The sequence below is a fragment of the Arsenicicoccus bolidensis DSM 15745 genome (assembly GCF_000426385.1).
GTDB classification, from domain to species: Bacteria; Actinomycetota; Actinomycetes; order Actinomycetales; family Dermatophilaceae; genus Arsenicicoccus; species Arsenicicoccus bolidensis.
The window spans coordinates 1-10920 of the sequence record NZ_AUFG01000068.1 but is presented as its reverse complement, the minus strand read 5'-3'; the positions used below and the strand labels follow the sequence as shown (position 1 = coordinate 10920).

13 protein-coding genes are annotated in these 10920 nt (G+C 67.0%); 6 read left to right on the top strand and 7 right to left on the bottom strand.

What is annotated here, in order from left to right:
* The first annotated feature begins 423 nt into the window (after positions 1-423).
* On the top strand, positions 424-825 hold the full coding sequence (locus K313_RS23295; RefSeq protein ID WP_420804919.1) for a hypothetical protein: 402 nt from the start codon (positions 424-426) through the stop codon (positions 823-825).
* A gap of 234 nt (positions 826-1059) precedes the next feature.
* On the opposite strand, the gene K313_RS23290 is transcribed toward K313_RS23295, so the two are convergent.
* From K313_RS23290 to K313_RS0118970, 6 genes are all read right to left on the bottom strand, one after another.
* Entirely contained in the window at positions 1060-1440 is a 381-nt protein-coding gene (locus K313_RS23290) for a hypothetical protein (protein WP_205621909.1), read from the bottom strand.
* Positions 1421-4090: a heavy metal translocating P-type ATPase gene (locus K313_RS0118995; RefSeq protein WP_276203049.1), complete on the bottom strand. Its 2670-nt coding sequence runs from the start codon at positions 4088-4090 to the stop codon at positions 1421-1423. The genes K313_RS23290 and K313_RS0118995 overlap by 20 nt, the downstream gene beginning before the upstream one ends.
* 114 nt (positions 4091-4204) lie before the next feature.
* Positions 4205-4474 carry a hypothetical protein gene (locus K313_RS0118985; RefSeq protein ID WP_029212958.1) on the bottom strand — a complete coding sequence of 90 codons (270 nt, stop codon included), beginning with the start codon at positions 4472-4474 and terminating at the stop codon, positions 4205-4207.
* 116 nt (positions 4475-4590) lie between these two features.
* The gene (locus K313_RS0118980) at positions 4591-5490 is read right to left on the bottom strand and encodes a F510_1955 family glycosylhydrolase (protein ID WP_034254535.1); all 900 of its coding nucleotides are present in this window, start codon (positions 5488-5490) and stop codon (positions 4591-4593) included.
* Positions 5487-6980: a multicopper oxidase family protein gene (locus tag K313_RS0118975; RefSeq protein ID WP_034254532.1), complete on the bottom strand. Its 1494-nt coding sequence runs from the start codon at positions 6978-6980 to the stop codon at positions 5487-5489. Before K313_RS0118975 ends, K313_RS0118980 begins: the two co-directional genes overlap by 4 nt.
* Before the next feature lie 28 nt (positions 6981-7008).
* Positions 7009-7245, bottom strand: a complete 237-nt coding sequence (locus K313_RS0118970) for an SHOCT domain-containing protein (RefSeq protein WP_029212955.1) — start codon at positions 7243-7245, stop codon at positions 7009-7011.
* 174 nt (positions 7246-7419) lie between these two features.
* On the opposite strand from K313_RS0118970, the gene K313_RS0118965 reads away from it, so the two are divergent.
* From K313_RS0118965 to K313_RS0118950, 4 genes are all read left to right on the top strand, one after another.
* Positions 7420-8145, top strand: a complete 726-nt coding sequence (locus K313_RS0118965; protein WP_029212954.1) for a response regulator transcription factor — start codon at positions 7420-7422, stop codon at positions 8143-8145.
* Positions 8142-9365 carry a sensor histidine kinase gene (locus tag K313_RS0118960; protein ID WP_029212953.1) on the top strand — a complete coding sequence of 408 codons (1224 nt, stop codon included), beginning with the start codon at positions 8142-8144 and terminating at the stop codon, positions 9363-9365. Before K313_RS0118965 ends, K313_RS0118960 begins: the two co-directional genes overlap by 4 nt.
* A 231-nt stretch (positions 9366-9596) precedes the next feature.
* The gene (locus tag K313_RS0118955; protein ID WP_029212952.1) at positions 9597-9926 is read left to right on the top strand and encodes a hypothetical protein; all 330 of its coding nucleotides are present in this window, start codon (positions 9597-9599) and stop codon (positions 9924-9926) included.
* A 63-nt stretch (positions 9927-9989) separates the two neighbouring features.
* Positions 9990-10133 carry a hypothetical protein gene (locus K313_RS0118950; RefSeq protein WP_169516871.1) on the top strand — a complete coding sequence of 48 codons (144 nt, stop codon included), beginning with the start codon at positions 9990-9992 and terminating at the stop codon, positions 10131-10133.
* Here the strand turns inward: K313_RS0118950 and K313_RS0118945 are convergent.
* A complete protein-coding gene (locus K313_RS0118945) occupies positions 10123-10467 on the bottom strand; it encodes a hypothetical protein (RefSeq protein ID WP_029212950.1) in 345 nt (114 codons plus the stop codon). The genes K313_RS0118950 and K313_RS0118945 overlap by 11 nt on opposite strands.
* Positions 10468-10651: 184 nt before the next feature.
* On the opposite strand from K313_RS0118945, the gene K313_RS0118940 reads away from it, so the two are divergent.
* The coding region (locus tag K313_RS0118940) for a transposase (RefSeq protein ID WP_029212758.1) at positions 10652-10920 on the top strand (269 nt) is incomplete at its 3' end.

The following is a 10920-nucleotide window of genomic DNA, read 5'->3' as shown; positions in this document are numbered from 1 at the left end:
GACCGAACGAGGGGACGTCGACCAGGGTCACGTCGTGACGGTCGTGGGCGTGCGCGACCACCCCGCACACCGGGCACCCCGCCACATCCGGCAGCGACTCGACCCGCACCACCAACCGACCCTGAGCCTGCCCGTCGACGACGTCGAGCACCCGCATCCCGGGCAGGCCCAACCACGTATCGCACGACGAGCACGAACCAACACCAGAGCACAGCGAAGTAGAGTCAGGCACAGTCGAGGTCCTTCGGCGATCGGACGAGGTAAGAGTCCTCCGATCCTGCCAGGGACCTCGACCCCTACCCCAACCCCCACCGGGCCGCCATGCTCAACCCACACTCAGGTCGGAAGAGCCGAAAAGAGCGACCGGTAGGCAACGAGCATCACCTCAAAGCCCACCACTCAACGGGGCTCTATCCACCGCGGTTGATCGCCGGCCTCGTCCCGCACGCCGACGGCCCGATGTACACGGACATGCGCCGAGCACTTGATGAGCGGCGTGAACTGATCGAGGCCCGCACCGACGCGGTACTCGACGCCGCACGCGACGCCCGGGAAGCCTGGACGAAACCGCTCGGCGTGCCTCCTCGCGATTCGCGGAAGGCAACAGCATGGCGGCGACATGCCCGCACAGTCGCGGCCTACCGGGACCGGTATCGCATCACCGACGACACACCCCTCGGATGGCCCCCTCAGTCAACCGCCCAGAAGATCGACGCCGCCCGTGCCAGAACAGCACTCGACAAGGCAAGGGACATCTCTCGTGAACACACAGCGAATGTCGAGCGTTCGCCGGTCGAGCAAGTCTTTCTCGGCCCGAGCCTGTGATCTAGGCCTGCCCCACAGTGCCTTGCCGACACGTGTTGATTGGGGTGTGGAATGGACTCCGAGCGGGATAATAGTGTGCGCGCCTTCAAAGAGTTCGATCTGGTTGCGTATGCCCCTGATCGCGACGCTCCACGATGCACCTGGTGCCGGGCGGCATCGGGCATCCTCCCGAGGGCGACGCGCGTAAGCGTCGACGCAGCGCGCCACACGTGCACCGCTCACACCCGAGGTGCCTCAACCCGTACGTTGCGCACCGCCCCTCGCGATATCGCCGCCGTGATCGCCAGCTGAGGTGGCCACCCCTGCCGCACGCTGGAGCGCTTGTATCACGTTCCGGAGTTCGGGTACACCACGCAGCCCGACTGCGGTCGGGTAGAGCCGGCAGGCCAGAGCGGGGGCTGCTCCTTGACGGGCGAAGGGGTCGGCGCCGTTGATGAGGATTGTCGGTGACCCCGTGAATCCCCGTTGCTGGGCTTGCTCATCGCTGACGACGATGGAGCGGTGTACTCGCGCGTCTGTCCCGCACTGGCTCACGGCAGCCGTGATCAGCCGCACCGCGGCTGCCTCGCTGGCGCAGTCCGGGACGACGAGCAGCTCAACGTCGATCGTCTTCATCACCACCGATGGTTTGAGCGCGCAGTCGTAGGGCGTTGGCGATGACGCTGACGCTGGAGAGGGCCATGGCGGCGGCGGCGATGATGGGTGAGAGCAGGAGCCCGAAGACGGGGTAGAGGACGCCGGCGGCGATGGGGATGCCGAGGGCGTTGTAGACGAAGGCGAAGAACAGGTTCTGCCGGATGTTGGCCATGGTCTTCTCGGAGAGAAGACGTGCGCGCACGATCCCGGTGAGGTCGCCCTTGAGCAGGGTGATGCCGGCGCTTTCCATGGCGACGTCCGTGCCTGATCCCATGGCGATGCCGACGTCGGCGGAGGCCAGGGCTGGCGCGTCGTTCACGCCGTCGCCGGCCATCGCGACGACGTGACCTTCGCCGCGGAGCTTGGTGACGATGTCACTCTTGTGGTCGGGCAGCACTTCGGCCTCGACGTGATCGATGCCGAGCGTCTTGGCGACTGCCTGGGCGGTGACCCGGTTATCGCCGGTGAGCATGACGACGTCGATGCCGTCCGCGCGCAGAGCCTTCAGGGCGGCGGGGGTGGTTTCCTTGATGGGGTCGGCGATCGCGAACATACCAGCGGAGTGGTCGTCGATTCCGATGTGGATGACGGTCGCACCGTCGCCGCGGAGCTCGTCGGCGCGGGCGGCGAGCGGGCTCGTGTCGAGGCCCTCAGAGTTGAGGAACGTCGCGCTTCCGATGGTCACCCGGTGGCCGTCGACGGTCCCCAGGACGCCGCGCCCGACGGGTGAGTCGAAGTCGGTCACGTCTGGAATGTGCAGGCCTCGCTGGGTGGCGGCTTCGATGATGGCCATGGCGAGTGGGTGCTCGGAGGCGCGTTCGACGCCGGCGGCGATGCGCAGCAGCTCGTTGTCATCACGGTCGCTGCCGGTGGTGACGATGCCGGTGACGGTGGGTCGTCCTTCGGTGAGTGTGCCGGTCTTGTCAACGACCAGGGTGTCGACCTTCTCCATGCGTTCGAGGGCTTCGGCGTTCTTTATCAGGACGCCCAGGCCTGCGCCGCGACCGACACCGACCATGATCGACATGGGGGTGGCCAGCCCGAGCGCGCAGGGGCAGGCGATGATCAGGACCGCCACGGCGGCGATGAGGGCGTGGGCGAGCTTCGGGTCCGGGCCGACCAGTGCCCAGACGATGAACGCGACCACGGCGATGGTGATGACGGCGGGCACGAAGATGCCGGCCACCTTGTCGGCCATCCGCTGGATCGGGGCGCGGGAGCGTTGCGCGTCGGCGACCATGGCAACGATTCGGGCGAGCATGGTGTCGCGTCCGACCTTCTCGGCGCGCATGACCAGGGCGCCGCTGCCGTTGATGGTGCCGCCGATGACGGTGTCGCCGCTGTTCTTGGTGACCGGCATGGACTCACCAGTGACCAGGGACTCATCGACGGCGGAGCGGCCATCCTCCACGGTTCCGTCGACCGGTACCGCCTCGCCGGGGCGGACCCGGAGGCGGTCACCGAGCTGGACGGTGTCGAGGGGGATCTCTTCGTCGTCGCCGTCGGCGGTGATGCGGCGGGCGGTCTTGGGGCTGAGATCGAGCAGGGCTTTGATGGCGCCGGAGGTCTGCTCGCGGGCGCGCAGCTCCAGGACCTGCCCCAGCAGGACCAGGGTGGTGATGACGGCGGCGGCTTCGAAGTAGACGTCGACGGTGCCCGCGTCACCGCGGAAGGAGTCGGGGAAGACACCCGGCGTGAAGGTGGCGATCACGCTGAACAGCCACGCGATTCCGGTGCCCATCGCGATCAGGGTGAACATGTTGAGGTTGCGGGTGCGGACCGAGGCCCAGCCGCGGACGAAGAAGGGCCACCCGGCCCACAGCACGACGGGTGTGCCGAGCGCCAGCTGGAGCCACACCGAGGTACGGGCCGGGATGAGGTCGTGCAGCCACGGGATGAAGTGGCGTCCCATCTCAAGGACGACGGTGGGGATCGTCAGCGCGGTGGCGACCCAGAACCGGCGAGTCATGTCGGCTAGCTCGGGGCTGGGGCCGGTATCGGCGGTGACGGTCACCGGCTCCAGGGCCATCCCACAGATGGGGCAGGACCCGGGCCCGGGGCGGCGGATCTCTGGATGCATAGGGCAGGTCCACTCCGTCGCCTCGCCGCTGATGGGCGCATCGTGGCTGGCGGCGGGCATTGTTGCATGTTCGGCTGCGGGACCGATGAACGCGGCGGCGTCCGCGTGGAATCGGTCACGGCAATGCTCCGAGCAGAAGTGGTACTGCTGACCGTCGTGGTCGAGGACGGGTGCTGTCGAGGCGTTTACGTTCATGCCGCACACGGGATCTGTGAGCGGCTCCGTCGCGGTGGATTGGTCGTAGTGGTGCTCGTGGTTCATCACGGTTGGCTCTCCTGCGCGAGCGCGTCCATCGGTGTCCATGCCCGGGCGGCGAGCGTGGCGGCCAGCGCCCTGGGTGTCGCGAAGGTCATGCGGTGTCCTTCGTTCTGGCTGTCGACGCTGATGGGACCAGTTCGCCCGTCTGGGCCTCCACCTTGATGAGTGGACACCGGCCAACTGGGCGACATCCGCCTCGGACGGTTCCCTCGCAGTTGCCGCAGGTTCATGGCGGGCAGCCGAATATGTGTCTTTGTGGTGATCATCCGCTTCTTCCTGGACTCGGACCATTTAATACCATATACCCCGCCGGGGTATATGCACAGCAGCGGGTTGTTTTCTGTGTCGGGGCGCAGAGGCCGTGGCCTGGTGAGAACTAGGGCAAGGTCGGGTCGTGGGGGTCCGTCAGGATGGGTTTCCCCTGTTTCCGTGGTTCATCCACAGCATCATGGCGCCCATCATGGCGAGGCAGCCCAGGGCGTAGAGGAGGCCGCCGGCGCCGAGGCCGCCGGCGGCGATGAGCATTCCGATGACGACGAGCATGGGCACGCACATGAGCCACATCAGCCAGCCGTGACCGTGCCCGGGGCTGGGAGCCGGGGTCTCGGGTGTGGGTGTCTGGGTAGGTTGCGTGAACTGTGCGTAGTCGTTGGACGGTGAGTGCCGCGTGGCCATGGTGGGTCTCCTTCGTATGTTCGTCCCGGGCCGTTTGCCCTGTGTCTTCAGACTCGTCGCCCGATGTGGCGGTATGGCCTTGGGTTGATGAAGGGTGGGTCAAGATGTCGGCCGGGTCACTGGACGACGACTTCGGTGGTTGCTCCGGCATCGGTGGTGCGAAGGACCTTCCCGTCGACGACAACGATGATCTCGACCTTGCCGTCAGTGGTGCGCTCGGCGAACAGGGAATCGGCGGTGCCGATGGTGTCGGGGTGCAGGGTCCAGGTCGTGCCGGCGTCGTCACTTGTCGCCAAGCGTCCAGCGCTGGTGGTGGTGACGATGGTCTGCTCGTCTGCCCACGCGACCAGCACCGCGGTCTCCGGTGGCGTGAGCTTCTGCCAGGTCGCTGCGTCGTCAGTGCTGAGGAGCAGGCCTGCAGCGGTCGTGGCCAGGAGAGTCCCGGAGGTGGGTGAGGCGGCCAGTGCCCGGGGTGGGGCGGCGATGCTGCGGTCTGTCCAAGAGCGGCCGTCCGTGCTGGTGCGCAGGGTCCCGTCGAATCCGGTCACGCCCTTGGGTCCGACGGTGAGGGCATGGAAGTCGGATTCTCCACCTCGCGAGGTGACCTGCCAGCTGAGGCCGCCATCGGCGGAGGTGATGAGCCCGACCGGCTGAGGCAGATCGACCCCGATGCCCGGATGGCCGGAGGCGTAGAAGGTGCCGTTGGGCCCGACAGCGAAGCCCATCAGGTCGATGATCGGCCCGTTCTGGCTCAGCTCGCCCTTGACATGACGGAAGAGCCCTTCGTGGGTGGCCAGCAGTAGCTCGCCAGTCTCCGGGTCTCGCGCAACGGCGTGGATGTGAGTGATGGCGATCGGCGCGTTCGACTCATCCGCTTCCGATGGAGGGCTTGAAGCCGTCCCGGCAGGTCGGGAGCCGGATGCGTCCGGCGCGGTCGTAGCCACGCAGGCGGACAGACCACCGAAGGCGAGGACCAGGGCACCGGCTGACAGCGCCCGCAGCACTGGCCCGTTCACTTGGCATACTCCAGGGCGATCATCATGCCAGCCTCGGCGTGGTAGATGTTGTGGCAGTGGATCATCCAGTCGCCCGCGTTGTCGGCATCGAGGTCGATCGCGAAGGACTGCATCGGCGCCATCAGGACGGTGTCCTTGCGCAGACCAGAGGGCAGCGCGAACGTGTGACCGTGCAGGTGCAGCGGGTGGGTCATCATCGTCATGTTGACGGCGTTGATCCGCAGCCGTTGCCCGGCCGTGACGGTGAGGGGTTCGTTCTTCCCGAACTGGGCCCCATTGATGCCCCACCGGTAGGGCTTCATCGAGCCCTGGAGATTCAGGTCGACGGTCGCATCCGGTGCCTTGGCGGGCAGCTTCGCGGACTCCGCCGGCTGCAACTGGGAACCGATCAGCACCTGCCCGGACAACTCGGGTGGGGTGACATCCGCACCGGGCGCGGCACCGCCCGCGGTGCGGACCAGGGCCATGGCCTGGCCGCCGCTGGTCTTGCCGAACGGCCTGGCCACCAGCGGGAAAGCCCCGTCCTTGAGGGTGACGACCGCGTCGTAGCGTTCGCCCATCCCGATGTAGAAGGCATCGACCTCGCTCGGCTGGACCGCATGCCCGTCGGTGTGCGTGATGGTCATCCGGTGCCCGCCCAAAGCGACGGTGAAGATCGTGTCGGAGGCAGCGTTGATGATCCGCAGCCGGACCTTCTGGCCGGGTTTGGCGGTCAGGACCTCGGGATCGGTGGGGGGTCTGCCGTTGACCAGGAAGAACGGGTATGTGACATCGCCGGCGTCGCCCCACGGCCCGGCACCCATCGACATCCCGCCCATCGAGCCGTGGTCCATCCCGCCCATGTCGCCGGAGGATGCGGTGCCGCCGTCGGCGATGAGCTTCTTGAGCACGGCGTCGGGGGTGGTGCCGGTCCCGTCGATCCAGTCATCGAGGACGACGATCCACTCGGCGTCATATCCGCCTTGTTCGTTGGGGTCGTCGATCACCATCGGTGCGTACAGGCCGCGGTCGAGCTGGACGCCGACATGCGGGTGGAAGAAGTAGGTGCCGGGGTCGGGGACGGTGAACTCGTACACGTACTGGGCGCCTGGCTTGACCGGGTCCTGGGTCAGGCCAGGGACCCCATCGGCGGCGTTGCGCAATCGGATGCCGTGCCAGTGGATGGTGGTGTCCGCGGGCAGCTGGTTGTCCAGCGTGAGCCGTAGGAAGTCACCCGCGGTCGCCCGGACCAAAGGCCCGGGGGCGACGTCTCCGTATGCCCAGGTCGACACCTGCCGTCCGCCCAGGTCGAGGGTGACCGGTTTCGCTGTGAGGGTCTTCTCGATCAGTTTCTGCCCCGGGGACGGCGGGATCGGGGTCGGCGTGCCGAACGTACGGGACGGCGTACCGGTAGACCCGGGCGATGATGTACAGGCGGCTAGGGCCGCGGTCGCGGCGACACCCAGGCCGCCGAGCAGGACGTTGCGGCGGGACAGTAGGGGCGAGGTCATGATGCCTTTCCGGGTCGGGGAGAGAGAGTCAGTGGCCGTCGGCGATCAGACGGCGACGCTGTTCGTACTCCTCGGGGGTGACCTCGCCACGGGCCAGGCCTTCCTTGAGCAGGGTCAGCGGGTCCGGGCGGTCAGCCCCGGCGGTCGTGCGATCGCGTCCGGGAAGCAGTGCCCGGATGACCAGGACGATGACGAGCCAGAACGCGAGAGTGCCGCTCCCCATGATCAACCACATCCACCACTCCATGCCGTAGCCCCACATCATGAGCGTGCTCCTTGCCATTGCCGTCGTCGTGAACCCAGTGGTGTCGACACGATCCATCCTGTGCGGTGTAGGTCGTGATCAGACTCTCGCTGAGTTGAGGTTTGACGAAGATCCGGGACGCGCTACCGACGAGGCGGCGTCGACAGCACGGGTGGGCGAGAACGGTGGGAGAGAATGTCGAGTGTGAGCACCACACACCCAACCCCCGGACCAAGTGTTCTCGTCATCGAGGATGAGAAGACTCTCGCCGGGATGATCGGCGCCTACCTGTCCCGCGCCGGGTACCAGGCTCGCGTCGTGCACACCGGACCGGAAGGGGTGCAGGCGGTGCGTGATCAGACGCCCGACGTGGTGATCCTCGACCTCGGGCTGCCCGGACTCGACGGCATCGAGGTGTGCCGCCAGATCCGCACTTTCACGGACTGCTACGTCATCGTCGTCACCGCCCGCAAGGATGAGATCGACACCCTCATCGGCCTGTCCGTCGGCGCCGACGACTACGTCACCAAACCGTTCAGTGTTCGCGAGCTCGTCGCGCGGGTTCAGACCGTCCTGCGCCGACCCCGCACCGGCACGTCCCGTGCCCATCGTCAGGAGCCGGTGTGGGTGTTCGGGGAACTTCACGTGGACTCGGTTGGCCAGCAGGTCCACCTCGCCGGTGATCCGGTGGCGCTCACCCCCACGGAAAGAGACCTGCTGATGACACTCGCCGAACGGCCCACCATGGCCTTCTCCCGCCGCCAGCTGATCGACGAGGTCTGGGGCGACGACTGGGTCGGTGATGAACACCTGGTCGATGTCCACATCGCCCACCTCCGCCGAAAGCTCGGCGATGACCCGGACACGGCCCGCTACATCAGCACCGTGCGCGGCATCGGCTACCGGATGGGCAAGGGATGAACACCTCACCCGGCGCCCATGCGTCCCACGGCCTCGCGTCCCGACTGCTGGCCGGGCAGTCGATCGTCCTCGTTGCCGGCGCCCTCACCGCCGGACTGGTCGCCACGATCATCGGCCCCCCGATCTTCCACGACCACCTCCTCCAAGCCGGCCACCCGTCGAACTCGCCCGAGCTGGCCCATATCGAGATGGCCTACCGGGACGCCTCACTCATCTCGGTCGGCGTGGGGCTGCTCATCTCCCTGCTGGCCGCCACCGCAGTGACTTGGTTCCTCACCCGGCGTCTGCGACGCCCCCTGGACCAAGTAACCCACGCCGCCCGAGAGCTCAGCAGAGGCCACTACGCCACGAGGGTCCCACTGGTCGGTTCCGGCACCGAGTTGGAGACCCTCGCAACCGCGTTCAACACCATGGCGGCCCGGCTCGAAGGGGTCGAGGACACCCGCCGGCGGATGCTCTCCGACCTCGCGCACGAGCTGCGGACCCCGATCGCCACCCTGAGCGCCTACCACGAGGGCCTGCACGACGGCATCGCCTCCCTCGGACCCGACTCCCGCGCCGCCCTGACCGAGCAGACCGAGCGACTCACTCGGTTGGCCGACGACATCGACGAGGTCTCCACAGCCGAAGAAGGCCGCCTCGACCTCGATCTGCACGACCACGCCGTTGCCGACCTGCTCTGGGCCGCCCACGAAGGAATGCGAGAGCGCTACGCCGCCCAGGGCGTCAGCCTCGTCATCGACCCCACGGCGGCAGCAGGCCTCGCCGTGAAGGTTGACCGGCACCGCATCGGGCAGGTCCTGACCAACCTCCTGACCAACGCCCTCCGGCACACGCCACCCGGGGCGACCGTCACCGTCGCCGCCCAACGCGACGGGGCGGAAGTCGGCATCAACGTCACCGACAACGGCGAAGGCATGACACCCGAGCAGCTAGAGCACGCCTTCGAACGGTTCTACCGCGGGGACTCGGCACGCACTCGCGACCGCACCGGCTCCGGCATCGGCCTCACCATCAGCAAAGCCATCGTCGACGCCCACGGCGGCAGCATCACCGCCGCAAGCGCAGGTTCCAGCCTCGGGACCACCTTCATAGTCAGCCTGCCCACGACGCTCAATGACCAGAGCCGTTTAGCAGTACAGCCTGGAGGCCGCCCGCGAGAACGTCGAAGACCTGGCAGGCTGATCGTACTCGGTCCGCGACATTGCAGCCTGCGCTGAAGGATCAAATCGCCAGCAACCAAACGCAGACAAGCCCCCTGTACCCCATGATCGGGAGTATAGTAGAGCGTGAGGCAGGTTCTTCTCATCTGCGGGTCCTCCGGGACGGCCCACCACGGGCGCTCATACACGTACTGCCTTCTCGACGGAGAGCACGTGTGACGAGAGGCCCGCCATGTTCCGCCTTTCTGGACGATCAGTGTCCACAGCCGCTACTACCTGCGCCGTTACATGCCGAGCAACCGGCTGCTCGACGCGATCCGCAGGCGACGCGGTCTCAGATGGGGCATCCCGGCAATGCTGATCGCCGCGCCCTACCTCCTGATCGCGAGCATTTGCACCCGCCTCATCGATGATGGCGGCCCCGGCTGGCTTCACCTCGTCGTATTTTGGGCGATCTGGAACGCGATGAAGTTCGTCATCATGGGACCGGTCAGCCTCGCCCTCCTGGTCCGTGCCCGGACCCAGGAAGCAGTCGCGCGGCGCCGCGCACGCGCTGAGCAGGTCACCCACGACCACTCGATGAATCAGGAACCCGTATCGGCGGGAGCACTCCGATAATTGCGGCGACTAATTGCGGCGACCTACAGCCTGGACCGGCTCAGCCGGGTCGTTCCGCAGATCATGGCGGACCTCCACGACGCCGGCGTGATCATCTACACCGCCGACCGAGAACCGCAGCCCCTCGGCGACACGACCACGCTGCTCGATATCCAGATCGCCACGATCCACGCATCTTCCTCCCGGGTCAGGCGCATCAAGCACTGACCCGAGCGCGCCGGCCGCCCGGACGGATCGTGACTCGTTCCACGTCGAGCGCGCGCCGGACCGCCTGTTGACTCACCCCGAACCGCAAGCCGACCTCTATCAGCGTCGAACCACCCTCGTAGAGTTCGACCGCCTCAGTCACGTCGGACTCATCGAGGCCGCGCCTGCGGATCGGGATCGACCGGCGGACAAGATGGGCAGCCACTGTGCGGCGGTGAACACTGAACCGCTCGCCCAACTCAACGAGGGTCGCGCCTTCCCGATACAGGGCCACCAGCTCGTCGACCTGCGCCGGGCGCAGAAAGGTTTGAGCTATCCCAACTGCACGCACCATCCGACCCCGCGAGTCCACAACCGACGGCTCCAAAGGCCGCCAAGAACGCTTGTATACGCCACGCGACCTGCGGGACACCACCGTTTTCAATGCCGAGTAGGGGTTCTCAAACTGAGGTTGCCCCCGTTCGACGGACACCCTGACTGGCCCGGCTCTGAGTAGCTGGGCGGGAGAGGATGCCTTCATGGGTGCCAAGAGGAAGAGTTTCACCCCGCAGTACCGCCGTGATGCCGCTCATCTGGTGATCGACTCCGGCCGCACGATCGCGGCGGTCGCCTCAGAGATCGGGATCGGTGAGCAGCTGCTGGGTCGGTGGGTCGCCAGGGAGCGTGCACGGATGGATGAGCCGCCGCCGGCGGGTGATATCAATGAGCGGGCCGAGCTGGAGCGCTTGCGCGCGGAGAACGCTCAGCTGCGGATGGATCGGGAGTTCCTGAAAAAAGCAGCGGCCTT